Below are 22,441 nucleotides of genomic sequence, written 5' to 3' on the forward strand. Positions count from 1 at the left end.
AACTTCCAAGTCTATATACTCTTTTTTTGTGAGTCTGCTTTCATTATAACACATTTAGGGACATAATAATAGAATTATCTGATTTTGTAATAAGTGTAAAAAATAAAAAGCGCAAGGAAATACCATTAACGGTGCAGTTTAGTGGAAGAAGGATTTTAATTTATTATGATGAAATATGTAATCAAGGTGATATCTAAGAATGAGGCTTAAATACTATAAAAAATGTTTTATAGCATGAATGTAAGGGAGGAGAGCTAACTTGGAGTTCACAACAGAAAGATTAATAATTAGACCTTTTAAGAGTACTGATTTACAGGATGTATTTGCTATTTATAATAGTGATGATACATGTAAGTTCCTATTACATAATAAGTGGACTCATGAAGACATGCAGAAAAGATTTAATAAGAAGATAGCAAATAATGTACTTACTAAAGAAACAATATTAAGTTTGGCAGTTATATACAAAACTAAAGTAGTTGGTGATTTATCAGTATGGTACACAAATATGAAAGACACTGTTGAGATTGGTTATAGTTTTTCAAATGAAGTAGCTGGGAGAGGTTTGGCAACAGAAGCAGTAAGTAGTTTGGTATTGAAATTATTTAATGAATGTAATGTACATCGTATACAGGCTAATCTTGATGCACGTAATACAGCTTCACAAAAATTGTGTGAACGAATAGGCATGAGAAAGGAAGCCCATTTCATACAAGATTTTTGGAATAAAGATGAATGGACAGATAGTATTGTATATGGAATGCTATCCTCCGATTTGTAGTAATAAACTTAGTGATTTTATTATGCTAAAAGGTACGTTAGTTGAATAACAAAGGGCATAACATATTATATATGACTAATATGTTATGCCCTTTAATTTGTTAACCTGTTTTATATGCGTTTGAAACGGCCGACAATTTCAACTGTTTCAGTAATGTTCATAAATGCTTTGTTATCCACTTGACGGATAATACGTTTCATTTCGCCTAACTCATAGCGAGTCACGACAGTGTAAATCATTTTTTTCTTATGGTTTGTATAGCCGCCGACAGCGTCTACCATTGTCACCCCGCGTATGCCGTGATGTAGTAGTGCGCTTTTTATTTCCTCGCCTTTTTCTGTAATAGTCATTATCGTTAATTTAATATGTTTCGTATGCACAGCGTCGATAACTTTGCTGACTACAAATCGACTAATTAACGTATAAAGTGTAATATCCCATCCGAAAATAAAACCTGCTGCTACAAGTAAGATTAAGTTGAATACAAATATGATTGCTCCAATTGAAACATCTCGATATTTCGCTACAATCAATCCGACAACATCAAAACCACCTGTTGAAGAAGCAAATCGGAATATAATTCCTGAAGCTGCTCCGCAGATAACACCACCGAATACAGAAGAAAGTAAAATATCGTCTGAAACTTGGTGTACCGGGATAATGTTCATCGCTAACGATGATACAGCTACAAAGTACGCTGTTAAAAAGGTTGTCTTCTTTCCTAAGTAAAAGTGACTTAAAATAAGAAGAGGAATGTTTAGTAAAAAGATAAGTGCACCGATATTGTAGTGCATTAAATAACCGATAATCATCCCTACACCAGCGAATCCACCGCTAATCATATTATGCGGGATAAAAAACATATTCATAGAAATTGCATACAAAATAGAAGCTATAAAAATAACAACCAACTGTATCATAAATTCTAAGTGAAATGTTTTAGCTGCTGGGAAGGATAAAAAGGCGGTGTCGGGAACGTAATCGGCGTCTCCTAGTTGACCCATAGTATGTTTCATCTCCATATTCATTTTTGATTACAAGAAGAGAATAAAGGTTTTTTCAAAAACTGGCAATAGTTTTATTATAATGCAAAAATTTTATAAATTTCTAATAAATCAAGCCTATTCATTGATGTGTGTGAATATGCTAAAGAAAGCGAATACAACGTTTCTTAATTATTGTTTTCTTGAGAAAATATGCAAAATACTTTTTTTGAAAATAAAAGGAAATAGAGAATATTTGCCCGATGTGCTAAAATGACCTTATTAAGGATGTGAAGCGATGGAATTTTTATTGCAGGATGCAATTCTATATATATCGTTTGTAACGACAGCACTTTGTTTATTAGAAGTTTTCTTCCTTGCTAATGTTTCTCGCTTTGTGCGTCAACAAGCATCAAGCGGTAGACAAAGAGCTTTTGCGTTAGTTGATACATGTGAAGATAGTGCGGGAAATGTACCGCTATTTTCAATTTTTTATAAATATGGAATGATTCGTTCTGTACGCAGACAAGAATCAAGTGAAGAGAATGATGAGGTTGGTCCGTATACACCAATGTTTCGCTAAATAATTACGAAACATTGGAGGAATGAACATGTTAAAATCATACCGAGCTGCGCTCATTAGTTTATCAGTAGTACTTGTTTTTGTTTTATCTGGCTGCAGTAATGCAGGCACAATTGATTCACATAGTACGGGAATATGGAACCATTATTTCGTATATCCAATCTCGTATATGATTCAATTTGTTGCTCATCATATACCGGGAGCTAGCTTCGGGGTTGCTATCATTATTATGACGCTCGTTATTCGTTCAGCCATGATTCCATTAGCTGTTTCACAATATCGCAGCCAAGCGAAAATGAAGAAAATGCAACCTGAATTGCAGAAGCTAAAGAAAAAATACGGTGATGTAAGCAAAGACCTTGAAAAACAAAAGCAGTATCAAAAAGAAATGTCAGAACTAATGAAATCAGGCGGTTGGAATCCACTTGCTGGTTGCTGGCCAATTTTTATACAAATGCCGATTTTCTCTGCTTTGTATTATGCGATTAGCAGAACGGAAGAGATTCGCACATCTTCGTTTTTATGGGTGAACCTAGGACATGCAGATCCATATCATATATTACCGATTATTGCAGCGTTAACGACATTTATTCAGATGAAAGTTTTCCAATCGAATATTACACCTGGAGAACAAGTACAGATGCTAAAGATGCAGCAAATTATGATGCCAGCAATGATTCTATTTATGGGGTTTGCGGCGCCATCAGGACTTGTGTTGTACTGGATAACAGGTAACTTATTTACAATGACACAAACAATTGTATTAAGAAAAATAATGGAACGTGAAGAGTTACAATTACAAAAAGCATAGAGAAACACCGCTCATTACGAGCGGTGTTTTTTATTTGAATCGTTAAGGAAATTTTAAGAAACCAATATTACTATTGGCGTTGTATACGAAAGTGTACATGCTTTAGAAATATGAAGGAGGAAATTTCCTATGAAGAAGAAAACAGTTGGTTATTTAGCGATTGCAGGTGCTTTATCATTCGGAATCATTGGAGGAGTCGGTGTTCCGGCATTCGCGGCAACAAATACTCCAACAGCTGAGCAAGCGACAAAAACAGTGAAAAAAGATTTAGATGACGCTACAAAACAAAAAGTAAAAACGATTATGGACGATACAAAGAAACAGTTACAGGAACTAGGTGTAAAGCTTCCGGAGAAAGAGAAGCGTAAAGACATGTTTGCAGGATTAGATGAACAGGCGAAAGAAAAAGCGAAGTCAATTTTAGAGCAAGAGAAATCCGGAAAACTAACACGTGAACAAGCAAAAGAGGAATTAACAAAGTTAGGCGTAAAAATGCCGGAGAAAGGTAAGCGTGGAGACATGTTTGCTAACTTAGATGAGCAGGCGAAAGAGAAAGCGAAGTCGATTTTAGAGCAAAAGAAATCTGGAAAATTAACGCATGAGCAAGCAAAAGAGGAATTAACAAAGCTAGGCGTGAAAATGCCGGAGAAAGGTAAACATGGAGACATGTTTGCTAACTTAGATGAACAGGCAAAAGCAAAAGCAAAGTCAATTTTAGAGCAAAAGAAATCTGGAAAATTAACGCATGAGCAAGCAAAAGAAGAATTAACAAAATTAGGTGTGAAACTTCCAGAGAAAGAGAAGCATGAAGACATCTTTGCAGGATTAGATGAGGCAACAAAAACAAAAGCAAAAGCGATTTTAGACAATGAAAAGAAACAATTAGAGGCATTGAATGTTGATTTACCGCACCATAAGTTTTTTATGAAAAAAGATGAGAAATAATTGAATGAAGTCGTATCTTTCGTGTGGGCAACCGAAAGGTACAGGCGTGAGGGGGCTTTCTTTTGAAAGACCTCCTTTTATTGTTGGCGTTTTTTGTTGGTAAATCGATATATTTGAAAAATCGCTGATATAATTTTTACAGCTACACTGCTCCAAAGATACGAGGGAATTAGAGAAATATTACAGCTTCTGTTATAATATAAGAAGATAAATATTTCCTATGTTATATAAAAAATATATTGATTTTTTCTAACAATTCAATATAATGAACAATAACTACAAAATTCGACATCAAGAAGTGATGATGAGGACACGATCAATTTTTTACGATTCTCAGAGAGGGAAGCCTTTGGCTGTGAGCTTCCTAATACGAAAAAATGGATTACCACCTCTGAACTGCAGCAGTGAACGAGCATCTAGTAATTGCTTGCCGGCAAAAACCGTTATTTAGACTTGAGAAATTGGTGAAGTGTGTTACTTTACGAATTGAAACAAGGGTGGAACCACGAATACAACACTCGTCCCTTTTTTAGGGAGGAGTGTTTTTTTATTTCATTTTTGCATCACACTAGGATTGGAAGGAGGATACGCAGCATGCATCATGATGAGAAGAACAAAATTGGTTTAACAGTAGCACTTTCTATCGTAGTAGGAACGATTATTGGATCTGGTGTGTTTATGAAACCAGGGAGCGTATTAGATTACTCGGGGAGTTCTAATATGGCCATTCTTGCTTGGGTAATTGGTGGTCTGTTGACGCTAGCAAGTGGTTTAACAGTAGCTGAAATTGGAGCGCAAATCCCGAAAAATGGTGGGTTGTATACGTATTTAGAGGAGATTTACGGAAGTTTTTGGGGATATTTATCAGGTTGGATGCAAACAATTGTTTATGGACCTGCTATTATCGGAACATTAGGTTTATACTTTAGTTCTTTAATGATTAATTTTTTCTATTTAGATAAAGTGTGGAATTTACCAATCGCAATTGGAACGGTTGTGTTCCTTGGCGTTGTAAATAGTATGGGAACAAAATACGGAGGTATCGTTCAAACAATCACGACAATTGGGAAGATGATTCCGATTGTGTTAATTGTTGTGCTAGGTTTCTGGAAAGGGAATAGCGATATCTTTAACGTAGTTGTGCCGATATCGGAAAATCAAAGTATCGGTATGGCAATTTTAGCAACGTTATTTGCTTATGACGGCTGGATTTTACTTGCTTCGATTGGTGGAGAAATGAAGAATCCAACAAAGTTATTACCGAAAGCAATGACAGTAGGAATTTTAATCGTAACGGCTGCTTACGTATTAATTAACTTGGCGTTATTAAATGTATTACCAGCAGCGAAAATTGTAGACCTTGGAGAAAATGCAACAGCGACAGCTGCGGGCATGTTACTTGGAGAATATGGCGGAAAAATTATTAGTATCGGTATTATCGTTTCTATTTTCGGTTGTTTAAATGGAAAGATTTTAACATTCCCACGTATTCCAATGTCTATGGCAGAGCGTGGACAACTTCCATTTTCTAAGTTTATTGCAAAGGAAAGTCCGAGATTTAAAACACCAGCAAATGCGATTACTGTTGAAATCATTTTAGGAATTATTTTAATGATTATTAGTGATCCAAATAAGCTATCTGAGATTTCCGTATTCATTATTTATATTTTCTATGTAATGACGTTTATTGGTGTCTTCATTTTAAGAAAACGTAATAAGAATAAAGAGCGTGCATATAGTGTGCCGTTATTCCCAATCGTACCAATCGTAGCGATTTTAGGTTCGTTCTTTGTAATTGGTAGTGCAATTATCAATGATCCGGTAAGTTGTTTCTTATCAATTGGAATTGTCTTTACGGGACTTCCGGTGTATTGGTATTTAAATAAGAAGAAAGAAACAGAATGATGGAAGGGTAGGCGTATAATACGCCTACCTTTTTTACTGTAAAAAATTATACTTGCGTCCACTTTCTATTTTGGTTACTATAGTAGTAGTAACCAAAATAGAAAGCGTGGGGAAAGACTTGAATTTTCGTGTTTATATTTTAGCTATCGCGGCTTTCGTAGTCGGAACGGTTGAGTTAATTATAGGAGGAACGCTCGATTTAGTTGCCAATGATTTAGGAGTATCTATTAGCGCAGCTGGTCAGCTTATAACAATATTTTCGGTAGTATTTGCTTTGTCAGGTCCAGTTTTATTAGCTGTGACAGGGAAGTTTGAAAGAAAAACATTGTATGTTGGAGCATTATCGATTTTCTTAAGCGGAAATATTATTTCCGCATTTAGTGTGAATTACGGAATGCTAATGTTCTCAAGGGTTATTTGTGCGGCGAGTGGTTCATTAATTATTGCACTATCGGTAACACTTGCTTCTAGTGTTGTAGAACCGCATTTTCGTGCGCGTGCAATTGGAATCATTTTCATGGGAATTAGCGGATCACTCGTACTTGGAGTACCGCTCGGTCTTGTGCTCGGAAATGCATACGGATGGCGTGCACCATTTGTATTAATTTCTGTATTAACAGTTATGGCAATAGCTTGTATTTCATTGTTCTTAACGAAAGTACCACCGACATCGGTATTATCAATAAAAGAACAACTTGCTACTTTAAAAGATAAAAAAATTGTAAGTGCACAGTTAACATCATTTTTGTTTTTAACGGGGCATTTAACATTGTATGCATATTTAACACCGTTTTTAAAAGATGTCATGCATGTTGAAGCAAACTGGATTAGTGTGTTTTACTTTATTTTCGGAATCGCAGCAGTAATCGGCGGCGGATTCGGTGGCTGGCTTGCTGATAAATGGGGATCGAAGAAAAGTATTATCTCGATTATTATCGTATTTGCATGTGCAATCTTCATACTGCCAATAATGACATTCTCATTCCCGCTCTTCATCATTATGATGGGACTTTGGAGTATGCTGAGCTGGGCGATTTCACCAGCACAGCAAAATTATTTAATTGAAATTGCACCGGAATCAGCTGGTATTCAGCAAGGTTTAAATAACTCTGCGCTTCATTTAGGAATTGCACTCGGTTCAACAGTAGGCGGAGTTGTTATTGAAAAATCATCTGTTATATATAATGCTTGGGTAGGCGGTGGCTTTATTATATTAGCACTGCTTTGCGCGATTTTCTCAATTACGAGAGGACGCTCTACTCAGTTCGTGAAAGAAGAATCTATCGTTTGATAGGTTCTTTTTTTATTTGTAAAAAATTGCAGGTTTTAGTAGGTAAATGGAGAAAAGGGTATATAGCGAGGTGATAGTATATGGATTATTCAATTATTGGTTTTATATTCACAGTATTGCCGTTATTTGTAGTTATCATTGTTTTTAGATGGATTCGTTTCATCTATCAAAATTCAGAGAAACAGGTAGAGCAAAATGAGAAAATCATTGAGCTGTTGATGGAGATAAAGGAACAAAATAAAAAGGAGTCTAAGTGAAAAACTAGACTCCTTTTTATTATTTAATTAGTACCTCAATTTCATCAACAAACTCTTAATTTCCTCATCTTCCATAAAGAGATCGTGGTGCTTCTGGGTAATCTTTGCAAGTGCAACGTCGTGATAGAAAAATTCTGTAAAGAACTTTACGAAAGGTTGTGACATTGTTTTCATCGCTTGCCATGACTCTTGTTCTACGCCAGCAAATAAAATTTCACGATCGTCAACGATGAGTAGCAAGTAGCGCTCTAATGCATTAGGTTCTTCAGCTGGGATTAGAAAATGCATGTTTTCTAAGTCTGTTTCTACTTCTCCAACAATAAGGGACTCAATTTGAACACCTTGTTTTGCTTTTTGTTCTAGTAAAGGAAGATATTCTAAAAGAGTATCATTCCAAGCTGAAATACGGATTGATTCTTGTGCACTTTCAATGAGTTCTTTACTTTGAACTCGAATAGAAGATTGCATCTTTAAGCTCCACACACGGTCATCTGTAAATGATTTTTTTGATATATTTGTTTCCAGTTCTTTAATATTTGATTGGAATTCTGTCGTTAATTTTTCAATTGCTAGCTTTAGTGGTAATGCTGTATACAATTTTTTCTTTTCTGAAACAGAATCCATTACCATTCCTTTATCGATTAGGCGTGCTAGCACTTCATATATTTTTGCTTTTGGAACACCTGAATGCTTCACAATCGTTGTAGCATCTAATGGTTCATTGCTTGATACGACAACTTCATAAGCCTGGCTTTCATATTGTGAGAAACCGAATTTTTGTAACATAGTTCCCTCCGAACGAATGAGATTATATTTTAAGGATAATGAACTATTTGTTTTTGCACAAGTGGTAGTCCGTTTTCTAATTGTATTAAGGTGAGAATTAATTTCAATTTTTTAATTTTATCTATTATACTTAATATAATGATTAATAAGTTTTTTAATTTAATACGAAGGGGATGCTGGGGGGAAGATGTTAAGAAGTTTACGTTTAAAAATTGCGGTAGTGTTTTCAGTACTTATTTCTATGATGTTCGTAATATTGGGTACAGCTGTGTATCAATTACAGAAAGAAAAGGAAGTGCGTTCCTTAGACGAGTATTCTCAAAATGCGATGGATCTTGTGACAGAGCAACTTACGACATTTGTTCAAAGAACGGATGAAGATATGGGGTATTACGCGAACAGTGAGATGATTCGTAATATACTTCAAGGTGGGGTTACTCCAGAAGAGGAAGCGTTTTTAACGAAAGAGTTTGCGGAGTATAAAAAGAATCATCCTGGTATTTTAGATTTATATATTGGTACGAAAGATAAAAAAACATTAAGTGCCAATCTTGCTGAAGGTGGGCAAGTGCCAGAAGGATATGACCCAACGACAAGACCATGGTATAAAGATTCAGAGGCTGATGTAAAAAAGGTCCATTGGGGACAACCTTCTTATGAAATTGCAACAGGAAAGTTAAGTGTAGGTGTTTCTAAAGCAATTACAGCTCAAGATGGGTCTGTATTAGGCGTTGTTGCGATGGATGTATCGCTTGGTACGATTCAGAAGTTGCTTCACAATATTCAATACAATAATGACGGAGAAATGTTTATTATAAATGATAAAAATATGGCTCTTGTTTATCCAGAAAAGATAGGGAAAGATGTTTCTAAAGAGCCACTTATACAGAGCTTAAATAAAGAGGTAACAAAATATGCGGTCACTACAATAAAAGGTGAAGATGTAGTTGTTTATAGTCAATCATTTGACACGATGAAATGGACGATAGGAATCTTTTATCCGAAAGAAACGATCGATGGGCTATTAAATAGTACGAGAAATACAGTTATTATAATGGCATGTATTAGTTTATTAGTTGGAATCGTAGCTTCCTACTTGTTCTCAAGAAGATTAGCAAGACCACTGCAACTATTAAAGAATCACGTGCAAAAAGTAGCAGAAGGCGATTTAACGCTGCGAATGAAAGTGACAAGTAAAGATGAAGTTGGAGAGTTGACTAAGCACTTTAATGATATGGTTGAACAAATGAATGAAATGGTAAGTAAAATTAAAAACAGTGTATCAACGGTGCAACAATCAACGAATAGTTTACATTATTTAACGAACGAAACAGTAGCGGCTAGTAGAGAAGTTTCAGGAGCGATGGATGATGTGAGCGGAGGAGCTTCTACTCTTGCGAATAGTGTGGATGAAGTTTCAGCTCAGCTCGAGAATATGGCGGAGTCAGTAGAACAAATGAATAGCTCCGTTGGTGAAATAAAAGGAGTGGCTGGCAAAGCGGAAGAGGCATCTAAGCAAGGATTAAATACAATGAGGAATTTAATCCGTACGAGGGGACAATCATCTTCGATTGTTGTTCATACAGAAGAAGCATCGGATAAGTTAGAACAAAGAGTTGGATCGATTCAAAATGTTGTTGAGCTTATAAAAGGTATTTCGGATCAAACAAATTTACTTGCTTTAAATGCATCGATTGAAGCTGCCCGTGCAGGTGAGCAAGGTAAGGGATTTGCGGTTGTTGCTGAAGAGGTTCGGAAATTAGCGGAACAATCAAAAGAGGCAACCGGAGAAATCACAATGATGATTGGTGATGTACAATTAGAAGTAAAAAGGGTTGTAGAAGTTGTAAGTAAATTGAAAGACATTGCAGATGTGCAAAATAAAGTGACGACAGAGGCGGAAATGGAGTTCCGTACAATTATGTCAGTTGTAAATACGATTAGTACTTCAGTTGAAAAAATTGTAGAAGAGGTACATAACATAGGTTATGAGCAAGGGGAAATTACAGCGGTAATGCATACAATTGCTGGTACGAGTCAAGAAAGTGCAGCTGTTTCTGAAGAGGTACATGCTGCAACGGAATCACAGGTGAATCATTTAGAAAAGGTAGCTCACACGATGGAAAGTTTGACAGAACATATGAGAGATTTAGAAAGATTAGTCGAGCAGTTTAAAGTGGAAGAGTAACATATTAGTAAAATGATGAGGATTTCGGTAAAATAGACAATGGATATATAAGAAACGATTATAGGAGGAAGACTACTATGGCAATTGTTGATGTATCGATTATTCCAGTAGGAACAGGTAATCCAAGTGTTAGTGAATATGTAGCAGAAGTACAAAAGGTGCTAGAGAAAAATGCGGATCGCGTGAAGTATCAATTAACACCGATGAATACAATTATTGAAGGAGATCTTCCTGTCATTCTAGAAGTAATACAACAAATGCATGAAGTTCCATATACGAAAGGTGCACAGCGTGTTGCAACAACTATTCGTATTGATGATCGTCGTGATAAAGTAAGCACAATGGAGAAAAAAATAAACTCTGTTCGATCAAAATTATAAGAAAAAGCAGCGATCTTCGCTGCTTTTTTCATATAGGAGGTAAATAAGATGAGTGAAAAGTTTAATGAACAATTTGACGGGTTGTTAGAGAAATACACGGAATTATTACTTGGAGAGAGCAATGAAGAGAGAAAAGAACAGGTACAGAAGTGGGCACTGTATTCTTACATAGCTAAGACGATGCCAGCTTTAGTAAAGCATTGGAATGAAACTTATCCAGATGCGAAAGAAGAGATGGTACAGTTAATTACAGATATTAAAAGGCTGAATGAAGAGAAGCGAAATGAGCAATAAAAAAACTTGAGGTAAATATAATCGCAAGTTTTCTGTATTAATATCCTTATATAATTTACATAGAATATAAAGGATTTTATAGGCATGTCGAATATTTTCGACATGCCTATTTTATGCCTATTAAACTCCATTTTTCTAAATGTCGAAAAATATTTCAGGTATATTTATAAGCAGAAATATAGGTTTTTAAATGTTTTTATAGTATTTTATAAATTATCTAAATAATTATTTGTATCCAATAATTTTAAACAATGATATAATTTTGAAGAGGGGTAAAAAACAGATAAATTACAGTCATAGGGGTGAATTACATGGAACAATTAATGCGAAATTCGTTTCTTTTCTTATCTAAAAATAAAGCGCTAACAAAACTGGCTAAAAAGTACGGTTTACGCTTTGGTGCAGGTCGCTTCGTCGCAGGGGAGACGATTGAATTAGCGACAGCTGCCATTCAACAATTAAATAAGCAAGGTCTTTGTGTAACAATCGATTATTTAGGTGAATTCGTTGATAATGAAGCGGAAGCAAATGAAATGGCTAACCAATCGATTGAAGCGATCCGTGCAATTGGAAGAGAAGGTCTTGATTCGCAGCTTTCTTTAAAGATGACTTCCATGGGATTAGATATCTCTGATGAAATCGTAATGAACAATATGCGCCGTATTTTAGAAGCTGCAAAAGAAAATGGTGTGTTCGTTACAATTGATATGGAAGATTATACACGCTGCGGAAAGACAATTGATATCTTTAAACAGTTAAAATCTGAGTACGATAATATTGGTACTGTTATTCAAGCTTACCTATATCGTACAGAAAAAGATATTGAGGATTTAAATGCTTATAAACCTAATTTACGTCTTGTAAAAGGAGCTTATAAAGAACCTGAAGAAGTGGCGTTCCCGGACAAGAAAGATGTAGATGACAATTATAAAAAGATTATTAAAATGCACTTATTAAATGGAAATTATACTGCAATTGCTTCACATGACGAAGCGATTATTGAATATACAAAAAAACTTGCTGAAGAACATAATATTCCAAGGGATCAATTTGAATTCCAAATGTTATATGGTATTCGTAATGAGCGTCAACTTGAGCTAGTAAAAGAAGGCTACAAAATGCGTGTTTACGTACCTTATGGAAACGACTGGTATGGATATTTCATGCGTCGTCTAGCAGAGCGTCCAGCAAACGTTGCGTTCGTATTAAAAGGTATGGTTAAAAAATAACCAAGGAGAAAATACTCCTTGGTTATTTTAATTGCTGAAATGCGTAATGTGCCATTTTTTTCGTATCAGGATATAGTTGCGCGCGAGTAGAAGATAATACGACGTTAATGACGCGTTTACCGTCTTTTTCATCCACTGTTACGACTGTATATTTTCCGAGTGCTGATAGACCGCTTTTACTTCCAATCGCATATGGATCGTCATATAGTTCTTCTCGTCCGTAGTTTGCGATGTTTGGAGAGCGTTCTGAAGTATGTAGAGTTGTACGTGTTGAATTCATATATTCTAAAACAACTGGATACTTTAATGCTTCTTTCGTAATAATAGCAATGTCATATGGCGATACTTTATTTCCAAGTGCATCAGCACCACTTGCGTTCTTGAAAGTCGCATGCTTTGTACCGAGTTCCTTCGCTCTAGCATTCATCATTTTTACAAATTCATTTTTTGATCCTGCAATATGTTCTGCGATTGATTCAGCTATTGGATCTGCACTAATGATAAGCATAAGTTTTAATGCCTCATCACGCTTTAATTTTTCTCCAGCACGAAGTTTAATTTTCTTACTTTGACTTTCTGTTTTAATTGCGTTTTCTGTAACTGTAATTTCTTCATCCTCTTTTACATTCTCTAGTAAAAGAAGGGTTGTCATCATTTTGGCTATACTAGCCGGATAAGAGCGTTCGTCTTCGCGTTTTCCATACAAAACTTCACCTGTGTCTGCATCGATTGTAACTCCATATTGCCCAGTAATATTAGGTTGATCAGCTCTTACAGCTTGTTGCCTTTGTGCATAAGAGAAGAAAATCATCCCTGTAAATAGTGTGGCAATCATTACAATCATAACTATTGTTCGTTTCATTATAATTCCCTCATTTGTTACAAATAAATTGGGCAGAAAAAGCAGCCATTAATCATTATGCCACGTTCTCTGCCCAAAAATATAGCGTTATTTTTCGCCCATATTATGCTTTTTATATTGTTGGTTATTACCTTGACGTCCTTTTTCCACGCCGTGGTTATGCGGACCTGCGTTTCCAGTTACACTAGCTGCACTAATTCCAGCCTTTGAAGGGTTCTTCTTAAGTTTTGCCATATATATTCCTCCAGTTTCGTCAGATTATAAAAAGGGAAAGTGTATTTTAGTGAAGAAAATACATATATAGCATGGGCAAATAAAAGAAAAATATTTATTTCAGAAAATTTTATCAATAAATATATTGCGAAAATTTAAACAGTATCATATATTTATTAGTAGAGGCTCACTCATTGATTGCGACTTATGTCGAAAAATTGAATGAGCATTCATTCAAGAATAGGGGGAGAATTGGATGTTCCAAATTAAAAAGGCTGCTGTTCTAGGTTCAGGCGTAATGGGTTCGGGAATTGCGGCACACTTAGCTAATATTGGTATTCCGACATTATTGCTTGATATTGTACCACCTGCGCTTACGAAAGAAGAAGAAGCGAAGGGACTTACATTAGAACATAAAAGTGTGAGAAATCGTTTTAGTAATACGGCTGTGCAAAAACTATTAAAGCAAAAACCAGCTCCTCTGACAGTGAAAGGAAATTTAGCACTGATTGAAGCAGGTAACTTAGAAGATGACCTTGAGCGTCTAGCTGATGTAGATTGGATTATTGAAGTAGTAGTTGAAAACTTAGATATTAAAAAGAAACTATTTGAAAAAGTAGATGCGGTTCGTAAACCGGGTTCTATCGTAAGCTCGAATACGTCAGGTATTTCAGTTGAAAAAATGGCAGAAGGTCGTTCAGACGACTTCCAGAAACACTTCTTAGGCACACACTTTTTTAACCCACCACGATATTTAAAACTTCTAGAGGTAATACCGACGAAAGAAACAGATCCACAAGTATTAAGCTTCATGAAACTATTTGGCGAAGACGTTCTTGGAAAAGGCGTTGTTATCGCAAAAGATACACCAAACTTTATTGGAAACCGCATCGGTACGTACGGTTTACTTGTTACTCTTCAAGAGATGGTAAAACGCGGCTATAGCATTGGGGAAGTTGATTCTGTAACAGGCCCACTTATTGGTCGTCCGAAGAGCGCAACGTTCCGCACATTAGATGTTGTCGGTTTAGATACATTCGTACACGTTGCAAATAACGTATATGAAAATGTGCAAGAAGAAGAGCGTGATGTATTTAAAGTACCAGCTTTCATGCATGACATGCTTGAGAAAAAATGGCTTGGAAGTAAAACGGGTCAAGGCTTCTTCTTAAAACAAGGAAAAGAAATTTTAGAATTAAATCCTGAAACGATGGAATACGAAGCGCGTAAAAAATTAAAAGCTGCATCCGTAGAGTTAAGTAAACAAGAAAAAGGATTAGCGAATAAATTGAAAGCGCTTGTATACGCGAAAGACCGTGCAGGAGAGTTATTATGGAACATCATTACACCAACTCTTTTATACTCTGCAAAACTTCATAAAGAAATTGCTGACGATATCGTTGCAATTGATCAAGCGATGAAGTGGGGCTTCGGCTGGGAGCAAGGACCATTTGAAGTGTGGGATGCAATCGGCGTTGAAAAATCTGTTCAAAAGATGGAAGAAAACGGCGTAGTTGTTCCTACTTGGGTGAAAGAAATGTTAGAGAAAGGTTTCACTACTTTCTATAAACATGATAACGGCGATAGCTACTATTACGATAATGGCGAATATAAGCTAATTGAGCGTAATAAAAAAGCAATTTCTCTTAAGCAATTAAAAGCGAAAAATGGTGTATTAAAGAAAAATAGCGGAGCGAGCTTAATTGATTTAGGCGACGGCATCCTTTGCTTAGAGTTCCATTCGAAGAGCAATGCAATCGGTATGGATATTACGCAAATGATTAACTACGCTGTTGATGAAGTAGAAAAGAATTATAAAGGTCTTGTTATCGGTAACCAATCGAAGAACTTCTGCGTTGGTGCGAACCTAGCAATGATCTTAATGGAAGCACAAGACGACAACTACTTTGAAATTGAGTGGGTTGTGAAAAACTTCCAAGATGCAATGACGAAAATTAAGTACTCTTCTAAGCCAGTTGTAGCAGCACCATATGGTATGACGCTTGGCGGAGGTACAGAAGTTTGCTTACCAGCAGCGAGCATTCAAGCTTCTAGTGAAACGTATATGGGCTTAGTAGAAGTTGGTGTTGGCTTAATCCCTGGCGGAGGCGGTAATAAAGAGCTATACATTAAACACTTAAACAAAATGGCAAACGGTGTAGAGTTTGATCTGCAAAAAGTTGCAAATAAAGTGTTCGAAACAGTCGCAATGGCGAAAGTTTCAACTTCAGGACAAGAAGCAGTTTCTCATAACTTCTTAGGTGATAAAGATGGTATTAGTGTGAATGGTGATCACTTACTATACGATGCGAAACAGAAAGCACTTGCTTTATATGAAGCTGGTTACAAAGCGCCAATCCGCAAAAAGATACCAGTTGTTGGGGAAACAGGATATGCAACTCTTGCACTTGGTGCGGAAGCAATGCATTTATCTGGTTACATTTCAGAGTACGATCTTCACATTGCTAAGAAACTTGCATATGTCATTGCGGGCGGAAAAGTACCGTACGGAACAGAAGTTGATGAGCAATATTTATTAGATGTAGAACGTGAAGCATTTATTAGCTTAGTAAGTGAGATGAAATCACAAGCAAGAATGCAGCACATGCTTGTAAAAGGAAAGCCATTACGTAACTAATAACGAGGGGAGATATCGTTCATGAGAGAAGCTGTCATTGTTGCGGGAGCAAGAACACCAATTGGAAAGGCAAAGAGGGGTTCATTAAAAACAGTTCGTCCTGACGATCTAGGGGCGTTAGTAGTAAAGGAAACGTTAAAGCGTGCGAATTATGAAGGACCAATCGATGATTTAATTTTCGGTTGTGCGATGCCAGAAGCAGAGCAAGGTTTAAATATGGCTCGTAATATCGGCGGATTAGCAGGACTTTCTTACGATGTTCCAGCTATTACGATTAACCGTTACTGTTCTTCAGGTTTACAAAGTATCGCTTACGGAGCAGAGCGTATTATGCTTGGTCACTCTGAAGCTGTATTATCAGGCGGAGCAGAATCAATGAGTTTAGTTCCAATGATGGGACACGTTGTTCGTCCGAATAGTCGCCTTGTAGAAGCGGCTCCAGAATATTATATGGGTATGGGACATACAGCAGAGCAAGTTGCTGTGAAATATGGAATTTCTCGTGAAGAGCAAGATGCATTTGCAGTAAGAAGTCATCAACGTGCTGCGAAAGCATTAGCTGCAGGAAACTTTGCTGATGAAACAGTACCTGTAGATGTGACGTTCCGCTCGGTTGGATCAAACAATAAACTGCAAGAAGAAACAATCACTTTCGCACAAGACGAAGGTGTAAGAGCAGAGACGACGCTAGACATTTTAGGGAAATTACGTCCAGCATTTAACGTTCGCGGTTCTGTAACAGCTGGTAACTCTTCACAAATGAGTGACGGTGCAGCATCTGTACTATTAATGGATCGCGAAAAAGCAGTGAGCGATGGCATGAAGCCACTTGCGAAATTCCGTTCATTTGCAGTAGCTGGCGTACCACCAGAAGTAATGGGAATCGGCCCAATCGCTGCAATTCCAAAAGCGCTAAAACTAGCTGGCTTAGAGCTATCTGATATTGGCTTATTTGAACTAAATGAAGCATTCGCTTCTCAATCAATTCAAGTTATTCGTGAACTTGGTTTAGATGAAGAAAAAGTAAACGTAAACGGTGGTGCAATCGCACTTGGACATCCACTTGGCTGTACAGGAGCAAAACTAACACTATCTCTTATTCACGAAATGAAACGCCGCAACGAACAATTCGGTATCGTAACAATGTGTATCGGCGGCGGAATGGGAGCAGCGGGAGTATTTGAATTACTTTAAAAAAAGTGGAAGCGGCTCGCTCAGAATGAGAGGGGGATGGAGCTTCAGACGTAGAGGCGTTCTTTGCCTCGCAGGAAGAAGCGAAGCCACCGAACATTCTAGCCGCTGGAACTGGATTAGATAAAAAGTGCAGGTGGCTCGTTTAGAACAGGAGGGCGTTGGAAGCCCTGACGAAGAGGCGCTTTTTGCCTCACAGGAAGGGGTGAAACGACCGACTGTTTTAGCCACTGGAACTGGATTATAAAAAAAGTGGAAGCGGTTCGCTCAGAACGAGACGACGCTAAAGCAAAGAATGGAAGCAACAAAGGTTTATAAAAAAAGGGAGAGCCAGCTTCTTTCAAAAAGAGAGAAGCGGCTCATGAAAATATGAAGGAGGAAATTTTCATGGAAAAAACAGTAGGAAATGCGGTTAAAGGCGGTAGCTTTTTAGTAGATGAGATTACGATTGATCAAGTGTTTACGCCAGAAGATTTCTCATCTGAGCATAAAATGATTGCAAAAACGACAGAGGACTTTATTGTAAATGAAGTTCTTCCAGAGCTTGAATATTTAGAGCAACATGAGTTTGATCGTTCAGTTCGTCTTTTAAAAGAAGCTGGGGAACTTGGTTTATTAGGCGCTGACGTTCCAGAAGAGTACGGCGGAATTGGTCTTGATAAAGTAAGCTCAGCGTTAATCGCAGAGAAATTCTCTCGCGCTGGTGGCTTTGCAATTACTCACGGTGCTCACGTAGGTATCGGATCTTTACCAATCGTATTATTCGGTAACGAAGAGCAAAAGAAAAAGTATTTACCATTACTTGCAACTGGTGAAAAATTAGCTGCATACGCATTAACAGAGCCAGGTTCAGGATCTGACGCATTAGGTGCAAAAACAACTGCACGTTTAAATGCAGAAGGTACACATTACGTATTAAACGGTGAAAAACAGTGGATTACAAACTCTGCATTCGCTGACGTATTTATTGTATATGCAAAAATCGATGGAGAGCACTTCTCAGCATTTATCGTAGAGAAAGACTACGCTGGCGTATCTACAAGCCCAGAAGAAAAGAAAATGGGTATTAAATGTTCTTCAACTCGTACGTTAATTTTAGAAGATGCGTTAGTACCGAAAGAAAACTTACTTGGTGAAATCGGTAAAGGTCATATTATCGCATTCAACATTTTAAATATCGGTCGTTATAAATTAGGTGTTGGTACAGTTGGATCTGCGAAACGTGCAGTAGAAATTTCAGCACAATATGCAAACCAACGTCAACAGTTCAAACAACCAATCGCTCGCTTCCCATTAATTCAAGAGAAACTTGCGAATATGGCAGCAAAAACATATGCAGCTGAAAGCTCTGTATATCGTACAGTAGGTTTATTCGAAAGCCGCATGAGCACATTATCTGAAGAAGAAGTAAAAGATGGTAAAGCAGTAGCAGCTTCTATCGCTGAATATGCAATCGAGTGCTCTTTAAACAAAGTATTCGGTTCTGAAGTATTAGACTATACAGTAGATGAAGGTGTTCAAATTCACGGTGGTTACGGATTTATGGCAGAGTACGAGATTGAAAGAATGTACCGTGATTCTCGTATTAACCGTATTTTCGAAGGAACGAACGAAATTAACCGCCTAATCGTACCAGGTACGTTCTTACGTAAAGCGATGAAAGGTGAATTACCACTTCTTCAAAAAGCACAAAAATTACAAGAAGAGTTAATGATGATGATGCCAGAAGAAGTAGGCGATGAGCCATTAGCACTTCAAAAGTATTTAGTAACTAATGCGAAGAAAATCGGCTTAATGGTAGCTGGATTAGCGGCTCAAAAATACGGTAAAGCATTAGATAAAGAGCAAGAAATTCTGGTAAATATCGCTGACATCGTAAGCAATCTATACGCAATGGAATCAGCTGTTCTTCGTACAGAAAAAGCAATCAAAACAACTGGTCTTGAAAAGAATAAACAAAAAGTGTTATACACTGAAGTATTCTGCCAAGAAGCATTTAACGAAATCGAAGCAGATGCGAAAGAAACACTTATCGCAGTTGAAAACGGCGACATGCTGCGCATGATGTTATCATCATTACGTAAATTAACTCGCCACACACCACTTAACGTAATTCCGAAGAAACGTGAAATCGCTGCGAAAATTTTAGAAGATGAGCGTTACACAGTTTAATATCTTTAAAGAACAGTAGTCTTTTATACGGCTACTGTTCTTTTTTTTGAAAAAAGAACTTTTTAGTGACATAAAACTAATACCATTAGTATAATAAAACTAATGGTATTAGTTTTCATGAAAAGGGAGATGGGACTATGAGGATGATACATGAAAAAACGTTATATCAATTGTCATTTTTGCCAAGAGCGTTTCCTGTAAATTGTTACTTTGTAGAGGAAGAAGATGGTTTAACTTTAATTGATGCGGCTTTGCCATATAGCGCAAAAGGTATTTTACAGGCGGCTGAGAAAATAGGAAAACCAATTACTAAAATTGTATTAACACATGCGCATGATGATCACATTGGTGCATTAGACGCATTAAAGGAAGTACTTCCTCATGTTCCAGTCTATATTTCTAAGCGGGACGCAAAGCTGTTAGAAGGAGATACGACGTTACAAAAGGATGAACCGAATATACCGATAAAAGGCGGTGTACCTAAAAAATTAAAAACGGTACCTGATGTTTTATTGGAAGATGGCGACCGAGTTGGATCGCTTTTTGCGATTATGACACCGGGACATACGCCGGGCTCCATGTCGTTTCTTGATGTAAGAAATAAAGCTCTTATTGTTGGGGATGCATTCCAAACAAGAGGAGGTATGGCCGTTTCGGGACAAATAAAACTTTGGTTTCCGTTTCCGGCGATGGCAACGTGGAGCAAAGAAATATCATTACAAAGTGCACAGAAGCTAAGCGAATATGAGCCTTCCTTGCTTGCAGCAGGGCACGGAAAAATGATAGAGGATCCAGGGGCTGTCATAGAGCTTGCTATTAAAGAAGCGAAGCGGAATATAGAAAGTAAGAAAGAGGGTTAATTTATGTCACCGAGAATCGGACTTACATTACAAAAAATTGTAGAAACAGCAGCAGAAATTGCAGATGCAAATGGAGTACAAGAAGTAACGTTAGCTTCATTAGCGCAAACGTTAGGGGTACGTTCGCCCTCACTATATAATCATGTAAAAGGGTTACAAGATGTACGGAAAAATCTTGGCATTTACGGAATCAAAAAGCTGCATAACAGACTGGAAGAAGCTGCCGAGGATAAACGGATGGATGAAGCAATTCATGCTTTAGGAGAAGCGTATGTAGCATTTGTCCGAAAACATCCTGGACTATATGAAGCAACTTTTTTACGAGATGAAGAAGTAAGAAAAGCAGGTGACGGAATTGTAAAGCTTTGTCTTCAGGTTTTACAACAGTATGGCTTAGAAGGAGAGAATGCACTTCATGCGACACGCGGATTCAGAAGTATTTGTCATGGATTTGCTTCGATTGAACAGCAAGGCGGATTTGGTTTGCCGTTAGATCTGGATATAAGTTTACATGTATTATTGGAAACGTTTATTAAAGGATTACGTGAATAAGAAGCGAGGCAAACAAAAACCTTAGAAGTGATTCTAAGGTTTTTTAGTGCATATGATTTGAAAAGAGCGGTAGGCTTTTTCTCATTACATGATATTATTTTGCAGGTTTGAAAAATGTGTATATGGCTACGGAAAGGCAAACGAAAATAAATGCAATAGGATCTTGATATGGATTAGGCTCAGAGCCCTTCTGGATTTCTGTAAGGAAGTCATGTGTTTTCATGTTTATTGCTCCTTTAACTAATAAGTTTTATATGATGCGAGGGTTATAGTGGATAGGAAGTGTTTTTTGAAATTTCATATAATAATTATTGCATAGTAATTCTATTCCTAAAACTATAAAATATAAAGTTTTCATAATATGTAAAATTGCATATTATTCTTTTTGAAAAAATTGTTATATTATCTATATATTTGTATTAAAGGATTTTTGTTAAGGTAATGAAAACAAATGGAGGAATAGTATGAGAAAAACAGTATTAGACGCGTATAATGCAGAAAGAGAAGTAGATAACATAACATATAAAAATCTAGTTGTAACGATTGCAAGCATTCTAGGGTTCTCACTCTTAGGGGGATTATTCCTTGCTTTAGCCCTTGGAATTTTTGGAGAAGAGGTATTACGTGCTAATTTAGAGGGATATTATTTACTTCTATTTGATGCAGCTGTTGTTACTATTGTTTTATTTGCTTATAAACCAGTGCTTCATTTTATTAAGAACATATGGGATGTATCTGTTTTAAAAAATGGGAAAACCTACTTGTATTTATTAATAGGTTTTATCATCATTGCATTAACTCAGTATGTAATGTTAGAGTTGTTTAGCTTTGAAAGTGCAGGGCAGCAGCGAGATCAATTAGGGAGCTTAGGACTTCAAAATAGTCTACAAAGTATTATATATGTGTTAAGTGTTGCTATAATTACACCAATTAAAGAAGAAATTTTATATAGAGGTATTTTGTATCGATTTTTTGAAAAGAAATATAGTTTTCTAGTTGGTATCATTATTTCTTCCTTCATCTTTGGGATTCTTCATGGTGGTTTTCCGGTTACGGCAATGATTATGGGGATTGTATTTGCTATGTTATACAAAAAGACGCAATCTATTATACCTAGTATTATTTTACACATTATATGGAACTTACTTGTGAGTATAAGTATGATTGTATCTCTATAAAAATAAATACATAACCAGTATAAAAGATGAATGGCTTAGCTATTCATCTTTTATTTTTTTTATATGTGGGAAAAGTTGATGAATACAATCCAAAAAGAACCAAATACTAATGATGAATGAACAAAGAAAGGCGGGTATGTTATATGCAAAACTTAACAGAGCTTGAAGTAGAAAACTTACGTCATTTAATTGGTGGACACGCAACAATTATTAACAAGTTGGAGCAGTATGCACAGACGTGTACAGATCCACAACTGAAACAAATGCTACAAAAAGATGCGCAAGATGCACGAAATACGAAACAGCAATTAATGACTTTCCTAGGATAGGAGGAAGCGGAAA

Annotated in this window: 23 protein-coding genes and 1 other annotated feature; of the genes, 18 read left to right on the top strand and 5 right to left on the bottom strand. The window is 36.6% G+C overall.

Annotated elements, in window-relative coordinates; genetic code table 11:
• Positions 1 to 259 precede the first annotated feature (259 nt).
• On the top strand, positions 260 to 781 hold the full coding sequence (locus ACTFRU_RS19930; RefSeq protein WP_000397300.1) for a GNAT family N-acetyltransferase: 522 nt from the start codon (positions 260 to 262) through the stop codon (positions 779 to 781).
• A 110-nt stretch (positions 782 to 891) separates the two neighbouring features.
• On the opposite strand, the gene ACTFRU_RS19935 is transcribed toward ACTFRU_RS19930, so the two are convergent.
• Positions 892 to 1,785, bottom strand: coding sequence for a YitT family protein (locus ACTFRU_RS19935; protein WP_000530044.1), 894 nt, complete (start codon positions 1,783 to 1,785; stop codon positions 892 to 894).
• A gap of 277 nt (positions 1,786 to 2,062) precedes the next feature.
• Here ACTFRU_RS19935 and ACTFRU_RS19940 point away from each other — a divergent pair, with 277 nt between their 5' ends.
• From ACTFRU_RS19940 to ACTFRU_RS19965, 6 genes are all read left to right on the top strand, one after another.
• A complete protein-coding gene (locus ACTFRU_RS19940) occupies positions 2,063 to 2,347 on the top strand; it encodes a hypothetical protein (RefSeq protein WP_000394930.1) in 285 nt (94 codons plus the stop codon).
• A gap of 28 nt (positions 2,348 to 2,375) precedes the next feature.
• The gene (locus ACTFRU_RS19945; protein ID WP_000920519.1) at positions 2,376 to 3,158 is read left to right on the top strand and encodes a membrane protein insertase YidC; all 783 of its coding nucleotides are present in this window, start codon (positions 2,376 to 2,378) and stop codon (positions 3,156 to 3,158) included.
• A 129-nt stretch (positions 3,159 to 3,287) separates the two neighbouring features.
• Positions 3,288 to 4,103: a hypothetical protein gene (locus ACTFRU_RS19950; RefSeq protein ID WP_000730884.1), complete on the top strand. Its 816-nt coding sequence runs from the start codon at positions 3,288 to 3,290 to the stop codon at positions 4,101 to 4,103.
• A gap of 292 nt (positions 4,104 to 4,395) precedes the next feature.
• Positions 4,396 to 4,632 (top strand) — a binding site (T-box leader).
• Between the two features lie 65 nt (positions 4,633 to 4,697).
• A complete protein-coding gene (locus tag ACTFRU_RS19955; protein WP_000546311.1) occupies positions 4,698 to 6,008 on the top strand; it encodes an APC family permease in 1,311 nt (436 codons plus the stop codon).
• Positions 6,009 to 6,114: 106 nt separating this feature from the next.
• Entirely contained in the window at positions 6,115 to 7,299 is a 1,185-nt protein-coding gene (locus tag ACTFRU_RS19960) for an MFS transporter (protein WP_141547938.1), read from the top strand.
• An 80-nt stretch (positions 7,300 to 7,379) separates the two neighbouring features.
• Positions 7,380 to 7,556: a hypothetical protein gene (locus ACTFRU_RS19965; protein WP_000386584.1), complete on the top strand. Its 177-nt coding sequence runs from the start codon at positions 7,380 to 7,382 to the stop codon at positions 7,554 to 7,556.
• A 27-nt stretch (positions 7,557 to 7,583) separates the two neighbouring features.
• Here ACTFRU_RS19965 and ACTFRU_RS19970 read toward each other — a convergent pair whose 3' ends face one another.
• Complete coding sequence (locus ACTFRU_RS19970; RefSeq protein ID WP_000939481.1) at positions 7,584 to 8,342, bottom strand: TrmB family transcriptional regulator; 759 nt, start codon at positions 8,340 to 8,342, stop codon at positions 7,584 to 7,586.
• A 187-nt stretch (positions 8,343 to 8,529) separates the two neighbouring features.
• Here ACTFRU_RS19970 and ACTFRU_RS19975 point away from each other — a divergent pair, with 187 nt between their 5' ends.
• The 4 genes from ACTFRU_RS19975 to ACTFRU_RS19990 all read left to right on the top strand — a co-directional run bounded on the left by ACTFRU_RS19975 (position 8,530) and on the right by ACTFRU_RS19990 (position 12,433).
• Entirely contained in the window at positions 8,530 to 10,530 is a 2,001-nt protein-coding gene (locus ACTFRU_RS19975; RefSeq protein ID WP_016123708.1) for a methyl-accepting chemotaxis protein, read from the top strand.
• 77 nt (positions 10,531 to 10,607) lie between these two features.
• Positions 10,608 to 10,910, top strand: coding sequence for an MTH1187 family thiamine-binding protein (locus ACTFRU_RS19980; protein ID WP_440037783.1), 303 nt, complete (start codon positions 10,608 to 10,610; stop codon positions 10,908 to 10,910).
• Positions 10,911 to 10,958: 48 nt separating this feature from the next.
• The gene (locus ACTFRU_RS19985) at positions 10,959 to 11,204 is read left to right on the top strand and encodes a YusU family protein (RefSeq protein ID WP_001290594.1); all 246 of its coding nucleotides are present in this window, start codon (positions 10,959 to 10,961) and stop codon (positions 11,202 to 11,204) included.
• A 311-nt stretch (positions 11,205 to 11,515) separates the two neighbouring features.
• Positions 11,516 to 12,433 carry a proline dehydrogenase family protein gene (locus ACTFRU_RS19990; protein ID WP_000436783.1) on the top strand — a complete coding sequence of 306 codons (918 nt, stop codon included), beginning with the start codon at positions 11,516 to 11,518 and terminating at the stop codon, positions 12,431 to 12,433.
• Positions 12,434 to 12,455: 22 nt separating this feature from the next.
• Here ACTFRU_RS19990 and ACTFRU_RS19995 read toward each other — a convergent pair whose 3' ends face one another.
• Both ACTFRU_RS19995 and ACTFRU_RS20000 read right to left on the bottom strand, forming a co-directional pair.
• Complete coding sequence (locus ACTFRU_RS19995; RefSeq protein WP_000831462.1) at positions 12,456 to 13,295, bottom strand: D-alanyl-D-alanine carboxypeptidase family protein; 840 nt, start codon at positions 13,293 to 13,295, stop codon at positions 12,456 to 12,458.
• 87 nt (positions 13,296 to 13,382) lie between these two features.
• Positions 13,383 to 13,529, bottom strand: coding sequence for a YuzL family protein (locus tag ACTFRU_RS20000; protein ID WP_001096344.1), 147 nt, complete (start codon positions 13,527 to 13,529; stop codon positions 13,383 to 13,385).
• Between the two features lie 235 nt (positions 13,530 to 13,764).
• Between ACTFRU_RS20000 and ACTFRU_RS20005 the strand changes: the two genes are divergently transcribed.
• The 5 genes from ACTFRU_RS20005 (at position 13,765) to ACTFRU_RS20025 (ending at position 20,921) form a co-directional block, all read left to right on the top strand.
• Positions 13,765 to 16,146 carry a 3-hydroxyacyl-CoA dehydrogenase/enoyl-CoA hydratase family protein gene (locus ACTFRU_RS20005; RefSeq protein WP_000486378.1) on the top strand — a complete coding sequence of 794 codons (2,382 nt, stop codon included), beginning with the start codon at positions 13,765 to 13,767 and terminating at the stop codon, positions 16,144 to 16,146.
• A gap of 21 nt (positions 16,147 to 16,167) precedes the next feature.
• Positions 16,168 to 17,340 (top strand): acetyl-CoA C-acetyltransferase, encoded by a 1,173-nt coding sequence (locus ACTFRU_RS20010; protein ID WP_440037784.1) that lies wholly within the window; start codon positions 16,168 to 16,170, stop codon positions 17,338 to 17,340.
• A gap of 384 nt (positions 17,341 to 17,724) precedes the next feature.
• On the top strand, positions 17,725 to 19,509 hold the full coding sequence (locus ACTFRU_RS20015; RefSeq protein WP_000416282.1) for an acyl-CoA dehydrogenase family protein: 1,785 nt from the start codon (positions 17,725 to 17,727) through the stop codon (positions 19,507 to 19,509).
• A gap of 137 nt (positions 19,510 to 19,646) precedes the next feature.
• Entirely contained in the window at positions 19,647 to 20,369 is a 723-nt protein-coding gene (locus ACTFRU_RS20020; RefSeq protein ID WP_322360259.1) for an MBL fold metallo-hydrolase, read from the top strand.
• A 3-nt stretch (positions 20,370 to 20,372) separates the two neighbouring features.
• Complete coding sequence (locus ACTFRU_RS20025; protein ID WP_000074925.1) at positions 20,373 to 20,921, top strand: TetR/AcrR family transcriptional regulator; 549 nt, start codon at positions 20,373 to 20,375, stop codon at positions 20,919 to 20,921.
• 94 nt (positions 20,922 to 21,015) lie between these two features.
• Here the strand turns inward: ACTFRU_RS20025 and ACTFRU_RS20030 are convergent, their stop codons facing one another.
• Positions 21,016 to 21,144: a hypothetical protein gene (locus ACTFRU_RS20030; RefSeq protein ID WP_000848029.1), complete on the bottom strand. Its 129-nt coding sequence runs from the start codon at positions 21,142 to 21,144 to the stop codon at positions 21,016 to 21,018.
• 241 nt (positions 21,145 to 21,385) lie between these two features.
• On the opposite strand from ACTFRU_RS20030, the gene ACTFRU_RS20035 reads away from it, so the two are divergent.
• Both ACTFRU_RS20035 and ACTFRU_RS20040 read left to right on the top strand, forming a co-directional pair.
• Positions 21,386 to 22,099 carry a CPBP family intramembrane glutamic endopeptidase gene (locus ACTFRU_RS20035; protein ID WP_001232992.1) on the top strand — a complete coding sequence of 238 codons (714 nt, stop codon included), beginning with the start codon at positions 21,386 to 21,388 and terminating at the stop codon, positions 22,097 to 22,099.
• A gap of 143 nt (positions 22,100 to 22,242) precedes the next feature.
• Positions 22,243 to 22,428 (top strand): hypothetical protein, encoded by a 186-nt coding sequence (locus ACTFRU_RS20040; protein ID WP_001180555.1) that lies wholly within the window; start codon positions 22,243 to 22,245, stop codon positions 22,426 to 22,428.
• Positions 22,429 to 22,441 lie beyond the last annotated feature (13 nt).

Source organism: Bacillus cereus group sp. MYBK220-1, from assembly GCF_051916445.1.
Lineage (GTDB): Bacteria > Bacillota > Bacilli > Bacillales > Bacillaceae_G > Bacillus_A > Bacillus_A cereus.